Raw genomic sequence first — 23,541 nt, forward strand, 5'->3', positions numbered from 1 at the left:
GTTTCGCTCAGGCATCGGGGCTGGGGAACCGATGGAGAGTCGTAAGTCGCGAATGAGGAGCGCCCGTGGTCCTTGCAGCACCGCAGATCGACGCCGATCTGGAGATCGAGCAGGAGTGGTTCGACGCTGTGCGCGCCGAGCGCGAGGCGAAGCGGGAGGGTCGAGCCGGCGCCTTCGGTGCGGCGGCGAACCCGAAGGACCGCATTGCGATCAATCGGGCCCACCAGCGCGACGAGACGCTTGGGAGGCCGGATGAGGAGGTCGCGTTCCTTCGCATCGACTGTGAGGACGGCGACGCCTACTACGTCGGCAAGCACTCCATAGTCGGCTCGGCCGGCGACGTACTGGTCTACAACTGGCTGGCTCCCGCGATCATGGCGATGCGCGGGGCCACGCACGCTGACGCGCGCGGAGTCGCACGTCACCGCCAGTACCGGACACGGCCGATCAACGACATCGACGACATCGCGGACGTCCTCTTCGCCGAGCTGGCGTTGAAGGTCGCGGAGCTGACCGGCGGCGAGGCTGCTCTGCTCGCGTCAGACTCGTTCCTTCAGCAGGTTCTTGAGCGACGGCGTAGTCCTCAGATGGAGGACATCGTCCGGACGATCCAGGCCGCGCAGGCCGACATCATCGGGGCGCCCGGCGATCAGCTTCTCGTGGTGCAAGGCGGACCGGGTACCGGCAAGACCGCGGTCGCGCTCCATCGTGTCGCCGCCCTGCTCTTCAACGAGCTCAAGGACGTCGAGCGTGACGACGTCCTCGTCGTCGGCCCCAACGCGACTTTCTTGCGCTACATCGCTCGGGTCTTGCCGGAGCTGGGCGAGGACCGCGTCGTCCACCAGGATCTGCAGCGCCTAATGGATGCGAGTGTCACGGTTTCGGTCAAGGAGCGGCCTGACGCGGCGCGGCTCAAGGGTGATGGCCGGATGTGTGAGGTGCTCGCCCGCGGCTTGCAGGAGCGCGTCCGGGTTCCGCATGATGAGGTCCAGTTCTCATTCGAGGACGTCTCATGGCGCGTGACGCTTGATCCGGCCGCAGTGCAGGAGCTTCTTGACGACGTCGGCGTCTCGCCGTACGCGGCGAATCGCGCTCGGATGCGGACCGCACTCGAGGCACTCGTCATGCGTGAGGCCCGTCGCACGGACCGAGCCGGCGCCCGTGCGGCCAACCTCAGGCCTCGCGCACCCGAGGTCGACGCCTACCTTGAGCGCATCTGGCCGCAGCTGACGCCGCAGGCGTTTCTGCGCGACCTTTTCGGCTCTCTCGAGCGGCTGGTGGCGGCGTCGAGTGGAACGCTCGACGTGGAGGACCTCCAGCTCCTGCGCCGACAGTCGGCACCAAGACTCTCCGACCAGCTGTGGTCCAAGGAAGACCTCCCACTGCTCGACTTTCTGGCGTTCGAGATGAGCGGCGACGGCCGCACATACGCGCACATCGTCGTGGACGAAGCACAGGACCTCTCGCCGATGCAGCTCATCGCGATCCGCCGCCGGTCGCGTGCCGGTGCGATGACAATCGTTGGGGACATTGCCCAGTCGACCGGTCACTGGGCCCGCGAGTCCTGGGATGACGTGATTTCCGAGCTCGAGTCACCATTGCCGCACACACTCGAGCACCTGCGGTACGGCTACCGGGTCCCGCGGGCGGTGATGGAACTGGCCGCGCGCCTACTTCCGGACGCTGCTCCGGGCGTTGAAGCGCCCACGGTCGTTACGGACGTCGAACGAGAGCCAGCGTGGCGCTCGGCACCGAACCGGACACTGCTGGTGGCTGCCGCGGTGGAAGCCGTTCAGAAGCACAGCGCCAAGGGGTTGTTCGTTGGAATTGTGCGCCCGGACGCTTACCGTGCCGACCTCGCAGGAGCGCTCGACGCGGCCGAGATCAGCTGGTCCGACGCGGACGACGGCGAGCTGACCAAGGCGATCAACGTAGTCAGCCCGACCGCTGCCAAGGGCCTCGAGTTCGACGCCGTCGTCGTGCTTGACCCGCAAGCGATAGTCGACGGTGGGCCACACGGCCTACGGATGCTGTACGTCGCCCTGACCCGCACGACGGGCCACCTCGACATCGTGCACCTCGCTGGCGGCATTCCGGCGCAGCTCCTGGGCGAAGGTTCTGGCCACGATGGCCTCGACGCTCTCACTTTGACCGAGTCGAGCGGTCGCGAGTTGCCACAGCCAGTTGCCATCGAAGTGACTGAGGAAGGCGTGAGCAGCTCCGGTGGCCATCCACAATCTCCGGCAGCGGACCTTGAGCGGAATGAGCCGATGACGGTTGAGAGTCGCCGCGCGCGTCCGAAAGCCCGTAATGCGGCCGCATCGTCGATTCGCCGTTCCGTAGTCGACTCGAACGCTCATCACGTTCTCGACATGCTCGCGGAGGTTGCACCTGAGCACCTGTGGTCCGAGATCCTCGAACGTGCCCGCGAGCTCGCCGAAGACGAGGGCGATGCCGATGCCCGCTCGGATGAGTGAGGTAGGTGCTCAAGACTCGCCACAACGGCGGCGCGCGACTTGCGACAGTGCGGCCGCGGCGGTGTTGGGGCGGCTATAGATCGGCGACGCGTTCGTTGGCGGCACGCGACTGAACAGGCGCGTGGCCGACTTCGGCTGGGCGCCGTGTCCCATACCGACTCGATAGACCGATCGATTACACCGAATCCACCTCGGAGCCCGACACGTAGGACGTTCGAATGGGCAGGCAGCTCGATGACCCAGAGTTCGACTGTGAAAACGACGAGTGGGTCGGCAACGCACCCGGCTGGGATCGAGCCGCCACAATCGATCCGAACTCTGGCTCGGCGTCGAGAGCGAAGCAGGAGTTGCGCGCAGAGAAGGCGCCGGTCATCAGCGCCGAGGAGTTCCGTCTCGTGTTTGGGATAGTCGGTAGCGGCGGACTCTCGATGACGTACGAGCGCTGCCTCGCGAAGTTGCACGAAGCGGGTCATGAGCATCTGAGTCTCGAACACGTTGCGTTCGTCGCGGAGACAACGGGAGTTCGAAGCAGCAGACGCGAGTGGACGGGCGTACCGGCCCCGATCCGCAGACTTGGAGTCTCACTCGCTGCTCAACACGAGCGCACCCGACACAAGCGGCGACGCTGAAACTCTCGCGTGAAAAGGTCTGCGTGCCCGGCGCCGGCGGGACAGTGCCGCCGGTCCCAAAGGAGCACCGCAGCAAGATTCCTATGTGGGCGTTCAGATATCCACCAGGAGTGGACGTCTAGGACGGGACCCACGACGCGGCCGGGCTAGTAACCGACCTCGGCCGGGCGGCGGGAACCCACACAGACTGATAGACCGATCGACTGCATCGGGTCTGCTGGCCGCACGGCGGATCTCGGTTCTGGTCCGTTCCGTTGACCATGTCAAAGGAACGGCTCCAGATCGGTCGATGACCTGGGACTACCCGGAACGAACCTGCAGGTCAAGAGTTCGTGCGTCCGTGTCAACAGAAGTCGAATCGCGTTCGATTCCTGGCAATCCAGCTGCGCCCGGCGGAAGGCGCACTCCCTCGGTAGACCTGATTGGGGTGGGTCAAACCCTTGAGCGCTCTCCGGACGCTGTACGCGGGGTCCGTAGCCAGCAGATCGCGGACGTCCACGTGCGTCTCCTCGGGACGCTGACCCGACGCCGAGCCTGCCCTGCCCGGACGTCAGGGCTCTGCGCCAGGCGTTCGCCAGGGCGCGCCGACTTGTCCCTAGCCGCGTAGCAGACCCAGTCGTCCCCGCAGTGCCTGTGCCGCTTAAGTCACACCGCCAAACGGTCGATGCCACCAGCGTGCAACCCGTGCCAGCCGACCAGCAGATCGCACCCACCGGATCGAAGTTTTCTCAGATGCTGGATGCGGCCGCACGGTTGCCTGGCGTGCGGATCGATCGCGCGGCGTACCTTCGGAAGGCTCTCCAGCGTCATTGCACCGATGAGCAGATCGAGCACGCCATCGCGGAGAGCCCGGCGCTTGCGGGGATCCCTCCAAAGGTTATTCGCGAGCTGGCGAACACTTCGATCAAGTTCGAAACGAGTAAGGTCACGACGATCTCCGCCGCGGCGGGCATCCCCGGGGGTTGGGCGTTGGTCGGCACCGTGCCGGTCGACATGCTCCAGTACACGGGTCACATGCTGCGCGTCGCGCAGAAGCTCGCGTACATCTACAGCTGGCCGGATCTCTTCGAGGGCGACTCCGAGGGGCTCGATGAGGCGACCGAGAGCATCCTCACCCTGTTCGTGGGGGTCATGTTCGGGGTGAACATGGCGCAGAGCGGGGTGACCAAGGTATCCGCCATGATCGCTGCGCAAACGGCTCGGAGGCTCCCTCAGAAGGCACTGACAAAGGGCGCGATCTACCCGATCGTGAAGAAGGTCGCCGGCATGCTCGGCGTCGCGATGACCAAGAAGACGTTCGCGAGCGGTGTCGCAAAGGCTATCCCGGTGGCAGGAGCCGTGTTCTCTGGCGGCCTGACCCTCGCCACCTTCCTGCCGATGTCCAAGAAGCTGCAGCGACATCTCGCTAGCCTGGAACTCAGCAAGCCCGGTCTCCGCGCGTGGGCGATGCCGAACAAGTTGGCACCGGCTCCGAGCCTGACGAGACTACCGAGGGATACCCGTGCAGCGGCTCCAATGACATCGGACGAGGACGCCGTTCTCGACTGACGGACGTGGGTCGTGCGCTGGGGCCATCGTGGGGTGGCTTTGCTGGGATCTGGACGGTCGATCGCGGCCAGTACCGAGGTATCTACGCCAAGATGACGACGATCAGGATTTCACCGTCGCGACCGTCGGCGGCGGGACGCCATTGCGATGGCAGCCCGTTGACCACGTCAACGAAGCGGCTCCAGATCGGGTGGGAGAGCTTGCGAGCCTGGAGTGAACTCGCAGATCAGACGCCCGCGGGTCCCGTCGACGGCGACCAAAGCGCTTTCGATTCCCGCCAACTCCATGAAGAGCCCGGCCGATGCGCGAGGTAGGGATCTACTTGATCACCCGGACCTCCTGCGGCCACCCACACCCCTCGGCGACCCTGCCCGCCCACATCTTGGCCGTCTCCAGGTCGGGCACCTCGATGACGGTGATCCCGCCCAGGTACTCGGTGGTCTCGGCGTAGGGGCCGTCGGTGATCGAGACGGTCCCGCTCGTCGCGTCGGCGCTGAACGCGTCGGCCAGGTCCTCCTCGAGCCCGCCGGCGAACACCAAGACCCCGGCCGCCTCCATGTCACGGACCAGCGCGGTGCTGGGCTCCACGCGGCTCTGGAACCACTCGGCCGTGTGGTCCCCGACCCACTGCTGGTTGAAGTAGATGGCGTACTGCGTCATGTCGCTCCTCCTGTGTCGCGGCCCCCTGTGGCCCGTCACCACTCTGACGGACGAGCCTCACCGGAATCGACAGGTCGGTCGAGTCGAAAACGCGCCGAGGGTGCGCGCTGCCTGCGGCGACGCCGACGGGGCTGGGACCCGCAAACAGGTCCCAGTCCCGCCGACCGAACGCGGCAACGGCATCCGTCACGCCAGCACGCCGCCGATGGCCATGACCCCGTCGGGGTCGTAGGCCCGGATCGCCCGACGCAGGCGCGCGATCGTCACCTCGTCATAGGCGTCGGCGTACTCCTCGGGCGTGAACGTGAAGTTCGGCAGCCGGTAGCCGCCGGTCCACGGACGCATCGCCTCCAGGATCGCGGCCGCGTGGTCCTGCACGCCGGGGATCATGGCGATGCCGACGATCAGGAGCGAGTAGGCCACGTCGCGCGACGCGAACGCGGCCGGGTGCTCGCCGCCCCGGGAGATCGCCCCGCCCATCTGGCGCACCTCGACCAGCACCTGCGGCGACGGCACCCCGGGTCCCGCCAGTGCGAGCAGGGCGTCGGTGGCCTCGGTGGGGAAGCCCGTGAGCACGGCCGCCGCCTCGTGCGCCGGCACCGGGTCCAGCGGGTCGGTGTGCACGGAGTCGATCGCGGTGTAGGGCTTGTGGGACACGTCGTCGAGGAGCACGGGAGCGGCCGCGCGGATCGGGGCGAAGCGGCGCTCGCCCTCGTCGGCGTCGCCGGTCCACACGTAGCGCACCGACAGCGTGAGCCGTCCGGCGAGCTGCGGGGGGACGCCCGGCATCTCGGGAAGCTGGAACAGGGCGAAGGACGTCGTGCCGAGCTCCGGGAGGTCGTCGGACCAGGCCCGCCACTGCTCGATGACGGTGGCGGCGTCCTGGCCGTCGAACCACAGCGAGCCGCCGTAGAACATCGGCTGGTGCACCAGGTCGATCTCGATCGCCGTGACGATGCCCAGCATCCCCTTCCCGCCGCGCAGCGCGAAGAACAGGTCGGGGTGCTCGGTGGGGGTGGCCCGGCGCAGGACGCCGTCGCCGGTGACAACCTCGATGGCGCGCACCTTGTCGATCGCGAGCCCGTAGGTCCGCGCCATCGGGCCCAGACCTCCGCCGGTGGTGTAGCCGACGATGCCGACGTCGGTGATCGACCCGGACAGCGGTGCCAGACCGTAGGGGGCAGCGGCCTCGACGACGCGCAGCCACTTGACGCCGGCCCCGACGCGGGCCCAGCCCTCGGGGTGGACGACGACCTCGTCCAGGCGCGAGGTGGTGACGACCAGCTCCGTGAGGAGGTCGGCCATCGGGCCGTGCCCGGTGGCCTGAGGGGTCACCCGCAGGCCGTGCTCCGCCGCGAAGCGCACCGCCTCGACGACGTCCCGGTCCGTCTCCGCGGCGAGGACGGCTGCGGGCTTCACCGGGATCGCCAGGTTCCATGGCGAGACGAGTGCGTCGTACTCCTCGTCGTCGGGGGTGGCGACGGTGCCCTGCGTGCGGGCGCTCAGCTCGGTGAAAGGCACGGGGCCGGCGACTCGGGCGGAGTTGTGGGCGAACATGACAGCCTCCTGGGCCTTGTGGTGGTGGATGTGGCACCACCGTGGACCCGGTGACTTGAGCGGACCTTGCCGCCGACTTGAGCCGGAGTGCTCAGGCGGGATGAGGCGAGAGGAACAGCCCGTGGGGGTCGGCCGCGGCCCGGATGTCGACGAGTCTCTGCCACGAGCTGGCCGGCCAGCCGCGCTGCTCGTCGACGTCCGCGTCGGCCATGAGCAGGTACTCCGCCCCGGTCGCCCATGGCTGGAGGGCGCGCGTGACGCGCAGGGCGTCCTGGCGTACCGCGGACCACCCCGCGCCCTGGTCCATCCCCACGCAGAGGACCAGGAACGAGCCGTCCATGCGGTCGAGCGCCCCGGCGCGCGGGGCCGGGCGGGACAACGCGCCACCGAGCTGGCGCAGCTCGACGAACAGCAGGTCCGAGCCCGATCCTTCGCCGGCGGTGGCGACCAGCGCCTCCACGGCGCGCTCAGGCAGTCCGCCGACCAGCACGCTGTTCGCGTACACGGCCGTCGGCGCGACGGGGTCGATCTGGAGGTGCGCGACGGACGCCGCGGAACGCACGTCCAGCGTGTCGATCTCCGGGCGCAAGGCCCGCAGCGGGGCGACCATCCGCGTCGCCGCGTCGCTTCCCGCCAGCACGACGACGTCGATCATCACGAACTTGCGGCCCCGGACGTCGGCCGGCAGCCACGGTTCGTCCGGCGCCTGGAGGAGCCGGGCGACGCTCGTCACGGCCTCCGGCGCCTCGGCGGCCCACGCGCCCCACTCCGTCAGCACGCGCTGGGCGTGGGTCCAGTCCCAGGCGAGCATCCCGGCGTACACGGTGCTCACCGGGAGCAGGTCGAACTCGAGTGCCGTGACGACGCCGAAGCCGCCACCACCGCCGCGGGCCGCCCACAGCAGGTCGCTGTCGACCTCGTCGGTCGCTCGCACGAACGTGCCGTCCGCGAGGACCAGCTCGACGGCGGTGAGCGCGCTGCACTGCAGTCCGTGCCGCCGGCCGTACCAGCTCAGCCCGCCCCCGAGGGACGAGCCGACCACGCCGACGCTCGGGCCGGAGGTGTGCAGGGCCGCGAGGTTCACGCGACCGGCTCGCTCGACGACGTCCCCCCAGAGCACCCCGGCACCGACCCGCGCGGTGCGTCGCTCGGCGTCGATGCGCAGCTCGGTCATGGCCGAGGTGCGCAGCAGGACGGCGTCGTCGAGGTGGCCCGAGAGCGGAGGGGCGCCGTGACCGGTGCCCTGCGGCGCGACCTTCAGGCCTGCCGACGCCGCCGCGCGCAGCACCGTCGACACCTCCGGGGGAAAGGCCGGGTACGCGACGGCGGCGGGATAGGACTCTGCCTGGAGGTTCCACGGCAGGCGCGACTCGTCGTAGGCGGGGTCGCCGGGGAGGTGGACGGCGCCGCCGCACAGGCCGCGCAGCACCTCCGCCGGAGACGGGGCGAGTGGCGCGGGCTCAGGGACCATGGGGTTCCTCACGATCGGGGCTCCCAGCGTGCCCAGCGCGACTTGAGAGCGACTTGAGCCGGGTCACGGCGCGGACCTCTGCGCGGTCTCGAGGACGGCCCGCACCGTCCCTGGCGTCAGGAACAGCCGTTGGGCGACCTCGTTGACGTCGAGCCCCGTCGTGGCCAGCTCCAGCACCCGCCGCTGGCGGCTCGTGATCCGGGTGCGAACACCGTCGGCATCAGGGACGCGCTCTCCCCACCGGGCGAGCGCCGACGCCGCGTCGCGGACGACCGTGCGGGCACCGCAGGCCAGGGCGGTGGCGTGCGCTGCCCGCAGGAGGTCCACGGCCTCCGCGCGGGCGATCCCCTCGGAGCGGCCGAGGGCGAGCTGCGCGCGGGCCGCCTCCAGGACGGCGGACGTGCCGGTCAGGACCTCGACGGCCTCGCGCAGGTCGGCCGTCCCGTCGGCACCGCGAAGCTCGCCCAGCACCCGCAGGGACGGCCCGAGCGACGTGGGCGCACCCCAGAGCCGCTGGAGGTCGACCTCCTCCTGCGCCAGCGCGACCGCCTCCTCGGTGCGCCCGAGCCCGGCCAGCGCCCGCGCCTGCAGTCCGCGCCACGGAGCCCAGGCCGGGTTGGCCACCGGGGAGTACATGGCCGGGGCGGTGAGCTCGTCCAGGGCGTCGGCGGGTCGACCCAGCTCCAGGAGCAGTCGCGCCGCCGAGTCCCGCAGCAGCCGGCCGCCGTCGCCGACCCACGGCAGCGCGCGGCTCTCGTCCAGGCTCGCGGCGGCCGCGTCGAGGTCGCCCAGGTCGGTGAGGACGCCGAGCGTGAAGGCTGCCGCGTACGTCGCGGTGGCTCCGGAGATGCCCCAGACGCGCTGCTGCTCGACGGCGTCGGCGAGCGACTGCAGCGCGTCGTCGAGCTGGCCGCGTCGCCACTGGGTGAAGCCCCGCCAGAGGTTGATGGAGAGGGCGGCGAAGAGTCCACCCGTCGCGTGCGCCCGCGCCAGGGCGCGGTCCCAGAAGTCGCCGAGCTCGTCGTCGGAGATCAGCCGGACGGTCGCGGCGACGATCCAGAGCAGGCCGCTGTCGATCTCCAGGAGCCGGTCTCCCTCCAGGGCGAAGCGAGCCAGTCGCACCGCACCGGCCCGGTCCCGGCCGTCGCGCAGCAGCTCGTACGCCAGCGTCGCGGCGAGCAGGCGGGCACCGTCGTCGTCCCCCGACACGACCGGCGTCGGACCCGCGCGGTAGGACTCGGCCGGCAGCCCGTGCATGTAGCCCGCGATGCGCTGCAGCGCGATCAGGCCCTGCCGCTCGTCGTCGAGGTCGTCGGGGAGGTGGGCGGCGGCGTCGTGCGCGAACGTCGTGGCCACGCCCGGAGGGGAGACGAAGACGTGGGTCCGGGCGATGTCGATCGCCAGGCGGGCGCGCTCGCGCGGGTCGTCCAGGGCGTCGTAGGCGTCGCGGAGGTGGGCCACACCGGAGGGTCCGTCGACGTGCACCTCGACACGCCCGAGCTCGACGAGCACGCGGGGGCGATCGGCCCCGGACACCGGCTCCTCGAGGGCGCGTCGCAGGAGTCCTGCGGCCGCGTCCGAGGCGCCACGCGAGATCGCGGTACCGGCCGCCGCGCGCAGCAGCTGCACCGTGGCGGGACTGCCTCGGCGCGGCGCCCGCAGCACGTGGATCGCGACCTGCTCCGGGGTGGCGCCCTGCGCCAGCAGAACCTGGGCGGCTCGGTCGTGGTGCAGCGCGCGCTCGCCGACGGGGAGGTCGTCGTAGACGGCGTCGCGGACCAGCGGGTGGACGAAGGTCAGGTGGCGGTCGTCCGTGAGGATCTCGCTGCGGCTCAGGATGTCCAGGGCCGTGGCCATCTCGGCCTCGGGTCGCTGGGCCAGCGCCGCCACGGTGGGCAGGTCCGCGGCGTCGCCGAGCACGGCCACGGCGCGCGCTGCGGCCGTGACCGCGGACGGCATCCGGCGGAGCCGCAACGTCACCAGGGAGGAGACGGCGCGCGAGCCGACCGCCCGCACGGTGTCGACGTGGGAGACATCGGGCCGGACCCCCTCGTCGGCCAGCGCGCGCAGCAGCTGCCGCAGGAGCAGCGGGTTTCCCGAGGTCATCCGGTGGCAGGCCTCGACGAACTGGTCGGCGCCTTCCCCGAGCCGTTCCTGCACGAGCGTCGCGGCCGCCTCCGGGGACAGCGGGGCGGGCCGGAGCACCGTGACGGACGGGTCCAGGGCGATGTCGGCGAGCAGAGCGTCGTCGGGATGCTGCTCGCCGGTCCGCAGGGCGAGGACGACGAGGACGGGGAGGCCCTCGAGCCGCTTGGCGAGGTACGCCAGGTAGCGCAGCGAGGCGCTGTCGCACCACTGGATGTCGTCGACGCAGATCACCAGCGGCCCGGCGGCGGCGAGGTTCACGGTGAGCCAGTAGAGGCCGTGCAGCACGGCAAAGCTGCCGCTGTCCGTGGCGTCGATGCCGGCCACGTCCTCGAAGACCGCCCTCGCGACGGAGGCGGCACCGGCGAGGAGCGTGTCGCGGGCGGCGGGGTCGCTGGTGCAGGGCTCGAAGAGCTGGCGCACGGCGCCGAAGCCGAACGAGCGCTCGAGCTGGCTGCCCCGGGCCGAGAGGACGCGGACCTGCGCCGAGGTCGCCAGCCGCACGGACTCGACGAGGAGCCGCGACTTGCCGATGCCGGCCTGGCCCTCCACCAGCACGCAGCCGGCGTTGCCGTCGGCCACCTCCTCCACCAGCCGCCGCAGTGCTGCGACCTCGCGGGTCCGGTCGACGAGGTCGGTCGGCGCGACCGGCTCAGGCGCCTTCTCGGCCGGCAGATCCACCTGCACCCGCCGGGCGGGGCCGTCGAGGGCCGGCGACTGGGCGAGCACCTCCGCCTCGAGCGCCCGGAGCGCGGGCCCCGGGTCCACGCCGAGCTCCTCGGCGAGCGTCTCGCGTGCCCTCCGCAGCGCGGCCAGGGCACCCGCCTGCCGCTGCGCCCTGTAGAGCGCGAGCGCGAGGAGCCGCCAGCGCTCCTCCCGGAGCGGGTCCTCGGCGACCAGTGCCTCGAGCTCACCGATGACCACGGCCGCGTCGCCCAGCTGGAGCCGGGTCTCCAGACGGCGCTCGCGGGCCACGGCGTGCAGCTCGGTGAGCCGCAGCGCCTCGGCCTCGACCCACGGCTCGCCGAGGTAGTCGGCGTACGCGGGACCCCGCCACAGTCGCAGGGCGTCGTCCAGGGTGCAGATCGCCTCGGCCGGCGCGAGGCCCGCCGCCGAGTCCACGGCGCGTTCGAAGCACCACGCGTCGACCGCGTCGGGCTCGAGCCGCAGGACGTACCCGGCACCTTCGCGGGCGAGGACGCCGTCGCGCCGGCGGGCCACGGCCTCGGGCTCGAGGCGTCGTCGCAGGTGGCTCACGTAGGCCTGCAGGGCGCCGGCCGGGTTCGCGGGGAGGTCGTCCCCCCAGACGCAGGTCGCGAGGCGGTCGTCAGGAACGACCTGGTCGCGGGCGATGACCAGCGCCGCGAGGACGGCGCGTTGGCGTCGCCCGCCGAGGTCGACGACCGCGCCGTCGCGCGTGCCCCCCAGCTCGCCGAGCACCCGGAGTCGCACTGCTCCGAGGTCCGCCACGCTCCCACTCTTTCGTCGAACAGGACGCGATCGCCCGAACGGGCGCGGTCGAGCGCAGGACGCAAGCCATGCTCAGGACCGGCTCAAGGGTCCCGCGGCACGGTCGGACACGGCAACCCCGCCACCTGCACCGAGGAGACCAGACCATGAACCACAAGACGAAGGCAGCCGCACTGATCGGAGCCCTGCTCGCGCTCGCCCCCGCCACCCCGGCGATGGCCGCACCGCGGCCGGCCGTCGACCTGCGCGGAGACGGCATCGGCTCGTACGCGCTGGATGCCGGAGGGAGCGCTCGTCTGAGGGGCGCGATCACCGGCGTGCCGTTCGACGGGTCGTACCGAGCGAGGCTCAGCAGCTCAGACGGGAGCCTGCCGGCGCCCGGCGAGTGCGAACCGGCCACCGCAGCCGTCCACGTGACCGGGACGAGGCACCGCAGCCTGGACCTCGCGGCCACCGGCGAGGTCTGCGGACGATGGGTCGACGCGACGTACGTCGTGACGCACGAGTTCGTCGGGCGGTACGTCGTGACCGACGCCTCCTCGCGACGGCTCCGCGGGACCGATGGCTGGATCTCGCTGATCCTCGCGACCGAGGGCCGCGCGAACATCGAGGCGATCGACACGTGAGGCGACGGGGGGCGCGCCCCGTGGGGATGGCGGGCCGACCGTTAGCCTCGATGGCGTGGATGAGGCGGCTGGGCACGACGACACCGACGTGCTCGCCGACCTCCGGCGCTACCCCGACCTCGAAGCGCCCAACCTGCACGCGGTCGACGCGAGCGACCGGCTGATCCTCGACGAGGCCGCGCCAGCGCTGGCGAGAGAGGCAGCCGGTGTCGTCGTCATCGGCGACCACCACGGCGCTCTGACCCTCGGCGCGATCACGCGGCACCACCTCGACGGCGTCCGCACGCACCAGGACCGCCTCCTCGGCGAGCGCGCGCTCCAGGCGAACGCCGAGCGGCTCGGTCTCGACGGGTTCACGAGTCACGGACTGACGCGTGAGTTAGTCCACGGCGCCCGGGTCGTGCTTCTCCAGCTTCCGCGGTCCCTCGACGCGCTCGACGAGATCGCGGGCCTCATCGCCGCGCACGCGGACCCGGAGGTGCTCGTCGTGGCGGGCGGCCGGGTCAAGCACATGACGACCGCGATGAACGACGTCCTCGGGCGGCACTTCACCACCGTGCAGGCGCACCTGGCGCGGCAGAAGTCGCGGGTGCTCACCGCGTCGGTGCCACGCCCGGAGACCCACCAGCGCTGGCCCGAACGACGAGAGCACCCCGACCTCGGCATCACGGTGTGCGCCCACGGCGGCGCGTTCGCCGGGACCGGGATCGACATCGGCACGCGCGCGTTGCTGCAGCACCTCGACGCGATGCCGCAGGACCTCGCGAGCGCCATCGACCTCGGCTGCGGCACAGGGGTGCTGGCCGTCCTGCTGGCGCGCGCGAACGAGCACGTGACTGTCACGGCGGCCGACGAGTCCGCGGCCGCCGTGGCCTCCGCCCGCGCGACGGTCGCGGCGAACGGGCTGGAGGGCCGGGTTGTCGTCGTGCGCGCGGACGGCGCTGAGACGACCCCCGGCGCGAGCGCCGACCTCGTGCTGCTCAACCCGCCGTTCCACGTCGGCGCGGCGGTCCACGACGGGGTGGCCCGGACGCTCTTCGCGGAAGCCGCGCGCGTGCTCAAGCCCGGCGGTGAGCTGTGGGCCGTGTGGAACTCGCACCTGCGCTACCGGCCGACGCTGGAGCGCGTCGTCGGGCCGACCCGGCAGGCCAGCCGCGATTCGAAGTTCACCGTGACGGTCTCGACAAGACGCGGCTAGTCAGCGGCGTCGTCGTCGATCAACGACGTCAGCACCTCGGCCACCAGCGAGTCCGCCATCGCGGCGATCCGGGGGCGCTGCGACTTCTGCATCGCGCGGGGCTGGTGCTGGAGGATCTGGAGCGCCCTCTCGACCTGGTCGGCCCGCTGCTTCCAGCCGGAGGCCTGGAGCGCGGCGACGGAGTCGGAGGGCTCGGACGCCAGGACCAGGTCGGCCTGCTCCCGCACCGACGTCATCGCCCGCGCGATCTTGGCCTCCGGAGTCCGGGCCCGCTGCACGTCGGAGACCTTCGCGCCCAGGCCCGCCAGCCGCTTCTGGATGTCGGGGTTGTTCGCGACGAACACGCTCAGCTGCGTCGCCGCCTTCTTGGCCAGGGGCCACGCGACCGCCAGGGCGACACCGGTGGATTTCTTGTTCGCCATTGCACCGACCCTGCCCCCGCGACCACCCATCGGCAACCGGTCGCAACCGGACGTACGCTCGACCGAATGATGCGTCCCACTGCCGCAACTGTCGGCGAGCTCCGGGCCTCCGGCCACGTGCACACCCCTGTCCGCGAGGAGATCCGCGCCAACCTCCTCGCCGCTCTGAAGGAGGGTCGCGACCCGTGGCCCGGCATCCACGGGTTCGACGACACCGTGATACCGCAGCTCGAGCGGGCCCTCATCGCCGGCCACGACATCGTGCTGCTCGGCGAGCGCGGCCAGGGCAAGACCCGGATCCTGCGCACCCTGCAGGGCCTGCTCGACGAGTGGACCCCGGTGATCGACGGGTCGGAGATCGGCGAGCACCCGTACGAGCCGATCACGGCCGCGAGCAAGCGACGAGCTGCCGCCGACGGCGACGACCTCCCGATCGCCTGGCGCCACAGAACGGAGCGGTACGTCGAGAAGCTCGCGACGCCCGACACGAGCGTCGCGGACCTCATCGGCGACGTGGACCCCATGAAGGTCGCGGAGGGGCGCGCGCTCGGCGACCCCGAGACCATCCACTTCGGCCTCGTGCCGCGCGGGCACCGGGGGATCGTCGCCATCAACGAGCTGCCCGACCTCGCCGAGCGCATCCAGGTCGCGATGCTCAACGTGATGGAGGAGCGCGACATCCAGATCCGCGGCTACGTGCTGCGCCTGCCGCTCGACGTGTTGGTCGTCGCCACGGCGAACCCCGAGGACTACACCAACCGCGGGCGGATCATCACGCCGCTCAAGGACAGGTTCGGGGCCGAGATCCGCACGCACTACCCGACCGAGCTCGCCGACGAGGTCGCGGTCATCCGCCAGGAGGCCGTGCTCCACGCGGACGTGCCCGACCACCTCATCGAGATCCTCGCCCGGTTCACGCGCGCGCTGCGGGAGTCCAGCGCGGTCGACCAGCGCAGCGGGGTGAGCGCCCGGTTCGCCATCGCGGGCGCCGAGACCGTCGCCGCGTCGGCACTGCACCGGGCCGCGCGGCAGGGCGAGGACCACGCCGTCGCGCGGCCCGTGGACCTGGAGACCGCGGTCGACGTCCTCGCCGGGAAGATCGAGTTCGAGTCGGGCGAGGAGGGGCGCGAGGACGAGATCCTCGACCACCTGCTGCGCACCGCGACGGCGGAGACCGTGCGCGCGCACCTGCGCGGCGTCGACTTCAGCCTGCTGGTCGACGCGATCCAGGGCGGGGCGATGGTGACCACGGGCGAGCAGGTCACGGCCCGCGACGTGCTGACCGGCCTGCCGGCGCTGGGGGAGTCCGAGCTCTACGACGAGGTCTGCGCTCGGCTCCACGCCACCAACGACGGAGAGCGCGCCGCCGCGATCGAGCTCGCGCTGGAGGGCCTGTATCTGGCCCGCCGGATCAGCAAGGAGTCGGGCGGCGGCGAGACGATCTATGGCTAGACCCAACCGGCGGCTGGCCCGGTACACGCACTACGTCGACGGGCCCGACCCGCTCGCGCCGCCGGTCGACCTGGCCGAAGCGCTGGAGGCGATCGGCGAGGACGTCATGGCCGGCCGCTCGCCCGAGCGCGCGATGCGGGAGTTCCTGCGGCGCGGCGGCCAGGACCAGGTCGGCCTCGACGAGCTCGCGCGGCGGGTGGCCCAACGACGCCGGGAGCTCACGCGCAACAACAACCTCGACGGCACCCTGCAGGAGGTCAAGGAGCTGCTCGACCGGGCGGTGCTGGCCGAGCGCAAGCAGCTGGCGCGCGACGTCGACATGGACGAGGGCGACCGGGCCCTGGCGCAGCTGCAGCTGGACAACCTGCCGTCGTCCCCGGCGGCCGCGGTCGAGGAGCTCAACGGCTACGACTGGCGCAGCAGCGAGGCGCGGCAGGAGTTCGAGAAGATCAAGGACCTGCTGGGCCGCGAGATCCTCGACCAGCGCATCGCCGGCCTGAAGGAGGCGCTGGAGAACGCGACCGACGAGGACCGGGCCGACCTGAAGGCCATGCTCGAGGACCTCAACGGTCTGCTCGAGGCGCGGCGACGGGGCACCGACACGCAGGAGCAGTTCGACGACTTCATGGCCCAGCACGGCGAGTACTTCCCGGAGAACCCGGAGACCCTCGACCAGCTTCTCGACGCCCTCGCGCAGCGTGCCGCCGCCGCGCAGCGCATGCGGAACTCGATGACCCAGGAGCAGCGCGACGAGCTCGACGCGCTCGCGCAGCAGGCGTTCGGCTCGTCGGACCTCATCGACGAGCTCAGCCGGATGGACGACAGCCTGCGCTCGCTGCGGCCCGGCGAGGACTGGGGCGGCTCGCAGCGGATGGACGGCGAGAACGGGCTCGGGCTCGGCGACGGAACCGGCGTCTTCCAGGACCTCGCGGACCTCGACGCCCTGGCCGACCAGCTCGCGCAGTCGTACCAGGGCTCCCAGCTGGACGACCTCGACCTCGAGAAGCTCGCGCGCCAGCTCGGCTCCGAGGCCGTCGTCGATGCCCGCACCCTGCAGCGGTTGGAGCACGCGCTCAAGGACGGCACCGTCCGGCGCGGCTCGGACGGCCAGCTCATGCTCACGCCGAAGGCGATGCGCCAGCTGGGCAAGGCGGTGCTCAAGGCCGTGTCCGAGACCATGTCGGCCCGCCAAGGCGGCCACGACGTCCGCCGCTCCGGCGCCGCCGGCGAGCCGTCGGGCTCGACGCGCCAGTGGGTGTTCGGCGACACCGAGCCGTGGGACGTGAGCCGCACGCTCACCAACGCGCTGGCCCGCGGGTCGCGCACGATCCAGGTGGACGACGTCGAGATCCAGGAGACCGAGGCTCGGACGCAGGCGTGCGTGGCGCTGCTGGTGGACACCTCGTTCTCCATGGCGATGGAGGGGCGCTGGGTGCCGATGAAGCGCACCGCGCTGGCGCTGCACACCCTCATCACCAGCCGGTTCCGGGGCGACCAGCTGCAGCTGATCGGGTTCGGGCGCAGCGCCTCGGTCATGCAGATCGAGCAGCTGGTCGGGCTCGACGAGAAGTGGGAGAAGGGCACCAACCTGCACCACGCCCTGCTGCTGGCCAACCGCCACTTCCGCAAGCACCCGAACGCGCAGCCCGTGCTGCTCATCGTCACCGACGGCGAGCCGACGTCGCACCTCGAGCCCGACGGCGAGGTCTTCTTCGACTACCCGCCGAACCCGGTGACGATCGCGCTGTCGGTGCGCGAGCTCGACGGCTCGTCGCGCCTGGGCGCCCGGACCACCTTCTTCCGGCTCGGCGACGACCCGGGGCTCGCGCGCTTCGTCGACTCCATGGCCCGGCGGGCGGGCGGCACCGTGGTCACGCCCGAGTCCGACGACCTGGGCGCCGCAGTCATCGGCTCCTACCTGCGGTCGCGCGCCAACGGCGCCTTCGGCGGCTGGGGTCGCGACGACGAGTGGTGAGACGGCCGGACCGATATCGTTATCGAACCGCTCACGAGGAGATGACGATGTCGCCTGACCAGCTCACGTTCGACAACCCCGTGGAGCGCCACGCGCACATCAAGCCGCACGCCTCGTGGCAGCCGGTGCCGGGCCTGGACGCGGAGCTCGACCCGAAGGCCGACCACGGCGAGACCAGCTACCGGGGCACGGGCCGCCTGCCCGGCCGCAAGGCGCTCATCACCGGCGGCGACTCGGGGATCGGCGCGGCGGTGGCCATCGCGTTCGCGCGCGAGGGGGCGGACGTGGCGCTGAGCTACCTGCCGGAGGAGCAGGTGGACGCCGAGGCGATCGCTGCGCTGGTCCGCGCCGAGGGCCGCACGGCCGTCCTGCTGCCCGGCGACATCCGCGACCGCGAGTTCTGCCGGACGCTCGTCGCCGACGCGGTGGAGGGCCTGGGCGGACTCGACATCCTGGTCAACAACGCGGCGCACCAGGTGTACCACCCGAGCTACGACGAGCTCGACGAGGCCGACCTGGACCGGACGATCCAGACCAACCTGTACGCGATGTTCTGGATCACCCGCGACGCCCTGCCGCACCTGGGCGCCGGCTCGACGATCATCAACAGCACGTCGGTCCAGGGCTACAACCCCTCGCCGATGATCATCAACTACGCGTCGACCAAGTTCGCCATCATCGGCTTCACCAAGGCGCTGGCCGCCGACCTGGCGCCGCGCGGCATCCGCGTGAACGCCGTCGCGCCCGGGCCGGTGTGGACGCCGCTGCAGGTCACCGACGGGCAGCCGTCCGAGAAGCTGGAGGGCTTCGGCGAGTCCTCCTGGCTCGGCCGCACGAGCCAGCCCGTCGAGCAGGCACCGGCCTACGTGTTCCTCGCGTCGCCGGAGTCGAGCTTCGTGGTGGGCGAGGTCATCAACGTCAACGGCGGGGCGAACGTGCCGTGACGCGGTGACCGCTCAGAAGAACGGCCAGGGGAACGCCGGCATGTCGCCACGGGGTCCGGGGAAGGTGGCCGTCCGGAGCAGCCGGTCGCAGCGCGCGGCGAGCGCCTCCCGCTCCTCGTCGTCGAGAAGCGCGGCGAGCCGCTGACCCAGGTCGTCGTCGAGGAGCGTGCGCACCCGGTCGACCCCCGCCAGCTCGTCAGGGCGCAGCGGCTCGCCCTGCCAGCCCCACAGGACGGTCCGCAGCTTGGGCTCGACGTGGAAGCTGACGCCGTGGTCGACGCCGTAGCGGTGGCCCGCCGGGGTCGGCAGGATGTGGCCACCCTTGCGATCGGCGTTGTTGACGACGGCGTCGAAGACCGCCATCCGGCGCAGCGCGGGGGAGTCCTCGTGGATCAGGGTCAGCGGCTGGTCGTCGTCGTCGATCCCGTGGAAGACCTCGCGCCAGCCCTCGGGCGGCACCGCGTGGGCGGGGACGACGTCGACCGGGTCCTGCTCGCGGTCGGGCTCCTGCCAGAGCTGCACCATGCCCGGGCCCAGCGGACCGTCGCGCAGGAACGTCACCGGCACGACGTCCCACCCGAACGCCTCCGAGACCAGGTAGGCCGCCGCCTCCCGGTTCGCCAGCGTGCCGTCGGGGAAGTCCCACAGCGGGCGCTCGCCGGCGACGGGCTTGTAGACCACCTGGACCTCGCCGACCGTCGCCAGGAAGGTCGCGTTCGAGGCGACGGTGATGCGCCCGACGAGCTCGAGCTCGTCGCCGACGAGGTCGGTCACGACTCCTCAGGCGCGCCGCACACGTGGCTGTCGTCGTCCATCGGCCGGCCGCACAGGGGGCACAGGGGCCGGCCCGACGAGACGACCTGACGGGTGCGCTGGACGAACGCCCGCGCCGTCCCGACCGGCATGCGGAGCAGGAGCATCTCCTCCGGCTCGGGCTCGTCGGCCTCGTCCTCGGTCTCGACGTAGGGGAACGCCTCGACGACCACCTGCGCGGTCGACGGGTCCCAGCCCAGGCGCATGAGCCCCGCGCGGAACTCCTCCTCGACGGGCTGGTCCAGGGGATCGTTGTCGACGAGCTCGGCGGGCGTCGCGGCCGGGACGCTGAACCGGTTCCCGTCGTCGGTCATCAGGGCGTCGAGGAGCTCGTCGATCTTCTCGGCGAGCACCGCCGACTGCTCCTTCTCCAGCCCGACGCTGGCCGTCCGGGCGCCGTTGCGCACCTGCAGGTAGAAGCTGCGCGAGCCGGGCTGACCGACGGTGCCGACGACCACGCGGTCGGGCCAGTCGAACTGGTGGACAAGTGCGGGCATGTCGCTCACTTTACGAGGCAGCGCCCGGGCCCGCCCCGCCACCGACCTGTGCGTCCGCGACCGGGCCGAGGCCGCGCAGCCAGGAGAGGTCGCCGGAGTCGGTGTTGGTGGCCACCACCTCGGGCCGCTCGGTGCCGTACCGGACGATCGAGACCGAGCCGGGGTTGACAGTGAGGCGCTGGAAGAGGTCGAGGTCCAGGCCGAGCGCGTCCGCGAGGACCGACTTGATGATGTCGCCGTGCGACACCGCCACCCACACCGCGCCGGCGCCGTGCTCCGCCCCGAACGCCGCGTCGTGCCGGCGGATCGCCTCGACGGCCCGGGCCTGCATGGCGGCCATCGACTCCCCACCCGGGAACACGGCCTGCGACGGCGTCCTCTGGACCACGGACCACAGGGGCTCCTTGGCCAGCTCCTGGAGGGGACGCCCCTGCCACTGCCCGTAGTCGCACTCGGTCAGGCCCGGCTCCTCCTGGACCGGCAAGAGCCCGTGCTTCTCCGCGACGACCCTCGCGGTCTGGAGGCACCGCTCGAGCGGGCTGGAGACCACGGCGACCAGCGGCACCTCGGCCAGCCGCTCCGCCGCGCGCGCGGCCTGGCCGCGGCCGACGTCGTCGAGCTCGACCCCCGCGGCCCGCCCGGTGAGGATCCCCGCGACGTTCGCCGTGCTCCGACCGTGCCGGACGAGGATGACGGTGGGCACGCGGCGGGCTCCTAGTGCTCGTGCTTGATGACGAAGTACGAGCCGCGGATGGTGCCCGCCAGCTTCGACTTCTGGCGGGCGAACTTGAAGGTGTCGGCCAGCTCCGCGGGGACGTCCATGCCGTCGGACAGCTTGAACCCGACCGCGCGCTTGCCGCCGTCGTCGAGGGTGTACATCACGTTGACCGACAGGCCGGACTCGTAGAACACGTACGCCATCCGGATCCCCTCGACCTCGAACTGCGTCGCCTCGAGGGGGCGGGAGGCGATGACGAGGTCGCGCTCGTCCCGCAGGATGCCGTGCACCCAGTCGACGGTCTCGGTCGCCTCGTCCGCGGGCTCGACGGTGAAGTCGTGGTCGTACTTGTTCTTGAAGTAGCGCGCCTCGTTGGCGCGCAGGCCGGCGAGCGCCTCCACCACCGGCGAGGACTCGAGCCCGACGGTGGACACGTTGGCGAAATCGACGGTGTACGACACACCGCGAGACTATCCACCGGTTCAATGCTGCCCGCGCACCCTCAGCCACCACGGTCGCCCGTCGGGGTCCGCGACGGCGTGGTACGCGGGGGCCGCGAGCACGCGCTGCCACAGCGGCAGGTCCGGCACCGCGTGCGTCCGCAGCCGGCCGGGCGGACGCGGGCCCGACTGCCCGCCGGCGTACCAGGCGTCCAGGGCGGCCGCGCTCGCGCGCACGGCCTCGACCGCCTCGGCGGGATCGAGCAGGCCGTCGTCGCCGTCCCGGTCGAGGTGCTCGCGCCACAGCTCGAGCCGCAGCTCGCGGGCGAAGCCCCGTGCACCGTCGCCCAGGCCGGCGGGATCGCGGGGCTCCCGGCCGTCCAGCCGCTGGTCGAGGATCGCCGCGGTGAGCTCGGAGTCGTGCGTCCAGGACCGCCGGTTGAGGTTGTCGCTGCCGACCGTCGCCCACACGTCATCGACCACGCAGACCTTCGCGTGCACGTAGACCGGGCCGCCCTCGCGGTTCTCGACGTCGAGGACCTGGACCCGGTCGCCGCCCGCGGCGCGCACGACCTGCAGGGCCCGCGCGTGCCCCAGCCGCACCGGCGGCAGGGCCAGCCGGCCGTCCTGGTCGGGGTAGCGGGGGACGACGGCCACCAGGTGCAGCCCGGGCTCGCGGCGCAGCGCGGCGGCGAAGACCCGCGCCACGTCGGCCGACCACAGGTACTGGTCCTCCACGTAGACGAGCCGCCGGGCCCGGCGCAGCGCCTTGGCGTACGCGCGGGCGGCGCTGCGCTCGCCCTCGGGGGCGAACGGGTAGCCGGGACGGCGCTTCGGGTAGGTGCGCAGCAGCTGGACCGAGCAGGTGCCGGCCGCCGCCGGCTCGGGCTCGGCGGGTGGCAGGGGGTCGGGCCGGCGGTCCTCGCCGTGCAGCAGGTCGGGGACCACCTGCCACGGCAGCGTGGACAGGGGCGCAGGATCCTCCCACCGCTCGCGGAACACGTCCTCGAGGTCGCGGACGGCCGGGCCGTGGATCTCGACCTGGACGTCGTGCCACGGCGGGCGCGGTCCGTACTGGTGGGCGAACCGCTGGTTCTGGCGGTCGCCGCGGTGGTCGGCGTCGTCGCGGCGCCCGTGCGCCAGGTCGATCCCGCCGAGCAGCGCGACGTCGTCCGCCGGACGCCCCGGGTGGCGGATGACGACGAACTTCTGGTGGTGGCTGCCCACCGTGCGCACGCGCTGGTCCAGCAGCACCTCGCCGCCGACGTCGTTGACCCTCTCCGCGAGGGTGCGGTTCTCCTCGTTGGAGAACCGGAACCGGTCGAGGTGCGAGCGCCAGATCAGCCCCTTGACCAGGGCGCCGCGCAGCACGGCCGCCGAGAGCGCCTCGGCGACCGTGTCGCCGTCGTCCGTCAGCCGCTCGTCGGGATCGCCGCGCCAGTCGGTGAAGAGCACGAGGTCGCCCCGGCCCGCCCGCGCCAGCGCCGCGGCGAGCACCGCGAAGTAGGTGGAGCCGTGCACCAGCGGCCGTACCGCGTTGCCGTCGGTCCACGGGCGGATCCGCGTGGCGTCGTTCCCGCGCTGCTCGCCGGTGAGGAACCACCCGAGCTCGGTCCGGCCGCCCGCGATCGCCTCGAGCCGGACCCCGGACGTGGGTGACGCGGGCCGGAGCGCGCGGGGTGCGGAGCGGTGCACGGGACCAAAATCGCACACGCGGGTCCCGACCGCGCGACGTCAGACGGGGCGGTACAGGTCCGCCGCGAACCGGTAGGCGTCGCCGCGGTACTGGTTGAACCCGATGAGCACGGGCGACCCGTCGCTGGTGTAGGCCACCTCGTCGCCCACGAGCACCGCGGCGCCGACCGTGGTGCCCAGCAGGCGGGCGAGCTCGGCGTCCGCCAGGGCGGCCATGAGCGTGTACGCCGAGCGGTGGATCGAGATCCCGCACCGGGTCCGCAGCTCCTCGTAGAGCGAGGTGTTGGTCAGGTCGGCCTCGAGCAGCTCGGCCGCGCGGTGCTCGGGGAGCACGACGACGTCGAAGCAGACGGGCGTGCCGTCCATGCCGCGCAGGCGGTCGATCTGGATCACGGGGGAGGCCGGCGCGATGTGCAGCTTGGCGGCCTCGTCCATCGTGGCCGACCGCACCTCCTGGCGCATGACGCGCGTGGTCGGGCGCAGCCCGCGGGCCAGCGCCATCTCGGTGAACGTCTGCAGGGTGCTCGGCGGCTCGCCGATGACCTGCCGCGGCACGAACCAGCCGCGCTGCGCCGAGCGCTGGACGAGGCCCTCCGCCTCGAGCCGACCGAGCGCCGCCCGCAGCGTCGCGCGGCTGACGCCGAGCTCGTCGGAGAGGTCGCGCTCGCCCGGCAGGCGCGAACCTGCCGCGAACCGGCCCACGCGGAGGTGGTGGACCAGCTGCTCGTAGGCCTGCTCCGAGGCCCGTGTCGTCGTCACGCGCCGTACCGTACCAGTTCTCACAAGTGGTTCACAATCCTGTGA

18 protein-coding genes are annotated in these 23,541 nt (G+C 72.0%); 7 read left to right on the plus strand and 11 right to left on the minus strand.

Annotated features, from left to right (window positions below; all coding sequences use genetic code 11):
• The first annotated feature begins 65 nt into the window (after window positions 1–65).
• Window positions 66–2,477 carry a HelD family protein gene (locus AB5970_RS05870; RefSeq protein ID WP_370502979.1) on the plus strand — a complete coding sequence of 804 codons (2,412 nt, stop codon included), beginning with the start codon at window positions 66–68 and terminating at the stop codon, window positions 2,475–2,477.
• 1,313 nt (window positions 2,478–3,790) lie between these two features.
• Window positions 3,791–4,654 carry a hypothetical protein gene (locus AB5970_RS05875; RefSeq protein WP_370502980.1) on the plus strand — a complete coding sequence of 288 codons (864 nt, stop codon included), beginning with the start codon at window positions 3,791–3,793 and terminating at the stop codon, window positions 4,652–4,654.
• Between the two features lie 318 nt (window positions 4,655–4,972).
• Here the strand turns inward: AB5970_RS05875 and AB5970_RS05880 are convergent, their stop codons facing one another.
• From AB5970_RS05880 to AB5970_RS05895, 4 genes are all read right to left on the minus strand, one after another.
• Entirely contained in the window at window positions 4,973–5,314 is a 342-nt protein-coding gene (locus tag AB5970_RS05880) for a YciI family protein (protein WP_370502981.1), read from the minus strand.
• Window positions 5,315–5,500: 186 nt separating this feature from the next.
• On the minus strand, window positions 5,501–6,871 hold the full coding sequence (locus AB5970_RS05885; RefSeq protein WP_370502982.1) for an FAD-binding oxidoreductase: 1,371 nt from the start codon (window positions 6,869–6,871) through the stop codon (window positions 5,501–5,503).
• A gap of 91 nt (window positions 6,872–6,962) precedes the next feature.
• Complete coding sequence (locus AB5970_RS05890; protein WP_370502983.1) at window positions 6,963–8,342, minus strand: FAD-binding oxidoreductase; 1,380 nt, start codon at window positions 8,340–8,342, stop codon at window positions 6,963–6,965.
• Window positions 8,343–8,405: 63 nt separating this feature from the next.
• Window positions 8,406–11,957: a BTAD domain-containing putative transcriptional regulator gene (locus AB5970_RS05895; protein WP_370502984.1), complete on the minus strand. Its 3,552-nt coding sequence runs from the start codon at window positions 11,955–11,957 to the stop codon at window positions 8,406–8,408.
• Window positions 11,958–12,103: 146 nt separating this feature from the next.
• Here AB5970_RS05895 and AB5970_RS05900 point away from each other — a divergent pair, with 146 nt between their 5' ends.
• Window positions 12,104–12,583: a hypothetical protein gene (locus tag AB5970_RS05900; protein WP_370502985.1), complete on the plus strand. Its 480-nt coding sequence runs from the start codon at window positions 12,104–12,106 to the stop codon at window positions 12,581–12,583.
• 55 nt (window positions 12,584–12,638) lie between these two features.
• On the plus strand, window positions 12,639–13,781 hold the full coding sequence (locus AB5970_RS05905; protein ID WP_370502986.1) for a class I SAM-dependent methyltransferase: 1,143 nt from the start codon (window positions 12,639–12,641) through the stop codon (window positions 13,779–13,781).
• On the opposite strand, the gene AB5970_RS05910 is transcribed toward AB5970_RS05905, so the two are convergent.
• Window positions 13,778–14,203 carry a hypothetical protein gene (locus AB5970_RS05910; RefSeq protein ID WP_370502987.1) on the minus strand — a complete coding sequence of 142 codons (426 nt, stop codon included), beginning with the start codon at window positions 14,201–14,203 and terminating at the stop codon, window positions 13,778–13,780. The two genes, AB5970_RS05905 and AB5970_RS05910, sit on opposite strands and share 4 nt — an antisense overlap.
• A 66-nt stretch (window positions 14,204–14,269) precedes the next feature.
• Between AB5970_RS05910 and AB5970_RS05915 the strand changes: the two genes are divergently transcribed.
• From AB5970_RS05915 to AB5970_RS05925, 3 genes are read left to right on the plus strand one after another with little or no spacing between them, the layout of a single operon-like run.
• Window positions 14,270–15,655: a magnesium chelatase gene (locus AB5970_RS05915; RefSeq protein ID WP_370502988.1), complete on the plus strand. Its 1,386-nt coding sequence runs from the start codon at window positions 14,270–14,272 to the stop codon at window positions 15,653–15,655.
• Window positions 15,648–17,630, plus strand: a complete 1,983-nt coding sequence (locus tag AB5970_RS05920) for a vWA domain-containing protein (protein WP_370502989.1) — start codon at window positions 15,648–15,650, stop codon at window positions 17,628–17,630. Before AB5970_RS05915 ends, AB5970_RS05920 begins: the two co-directional genes overlap by 8 nt.
• Before the next feature lie 47 nt (window positions 17,631–17,677).
• The gene (locus tag AB5970_RS05925; RefSeq protein WP_370502990.1) at window positions 17,678–18,574 is read left to right on the plus strand and encodes an SDR family oxidoreductase; all 897 of its coding nucleotides are present in this window, start codon (window positions 17,678–17,680) and stop codon (window positions 18,572–18,574) included.
• A gap of 12 nt (window positions 18,575–18,586) precedes the next feature.
• On the opposite strand, the gene AB5970_RS05930 is transcribed toward AB5970_RS05925, so the two are convergent.
• The 6 genes from AB5970_RS05930 to AB5970_RS05955 are packed head-to-tail and all read right to left on the minus strand — an operon-like array spanning window position 18,587 to window position 23,496.
• Window positions 18,587–19,348, minus strand: coding sequence for an SCO1664 family protein (locus AB5970_RS05930; protein WP_370502991.1), 762 nt, complete (start codon window positions 19,346–19,348; stop codon window positions 18,587–18,589).
• Complete coding sequence (locus AB5970_RS05935) at window positions 19,345–19,884, minus strand: DUF3090 domain-containing protein (protein ID WP_370502992.1); 540 nt, start codon at window positions 19,882–19,884, stop codon at window positions 19,345–19,347. The genes AB5970_RS05930 and AB5970_RS05935 overlap by 4 nt, the downstream gene beginning before the upstream one ends.
• Window positions 19,885–19,894: 10 nt before the next feature.
• Window positions 19,895–20,587: an MSMEG_4193 family putative phosphomutase gene (locus AB5970_RS05940; RefSeq protein ID WP_370502993.1), complete on the minus strand. Its 693-nt coding sequence runs from the start codon at window positions 20,585–20,587 to the stop codon at window positions 19,895–19,897.
• 11 nt (window positions 20,588–20,598) lie between these two features.
• Window positions 20,599–21,063 carry a phage tail protein gene (locus tag AB5970_RS05945; RefSeq protein WP_370502994.1) on the minus strand — a complete coding sequence of 155 codons (465 nt, stop codon included), beginning with the start codon at window positions 21,061–21,063 and terminating at the stop codon, window positions 20,599–20,601.
• Window positions 21,064–21,084: 21 nt separating this feature from the next.
• Complete coding sequence (locus AB5970_RS05950; RefSeq protein WP_370502995.1) at window positions 21,085–22,737, minus strand: phospholipase D family protein; 1,653 nt, start codon at window positions 22,735–22,737, stop codon at window positions 21,085–21,087.
• 39 nt (window positions 22,738–22,776) lie between these two features.
• The gene (locus AB5970_RS05955; protein ID WP_370502996.1) at window positions 22,777–23,496 is read right to left on the minus strand and encodes a GntR family transcriptional regulator; all 720 of its coding nucleotides are present in this window, start codon (window positions 23,494–23,496) and stop codon (window positions 22,777–22,779) included.
• Window positions 23,497–23,541: the final 45 nt, after the last annotated feature.

The sequence above is a fragment of the Cellulomonas sp. ICMP 17802 genome, assembly GCF_041295535.1.
In the GTDB taxonomy this organism is placed as follows: Bacteria; Actinomycetota; Actinomycetes; order Actinomycetales; family Cellulomonadaceae; genus Cellulomonas.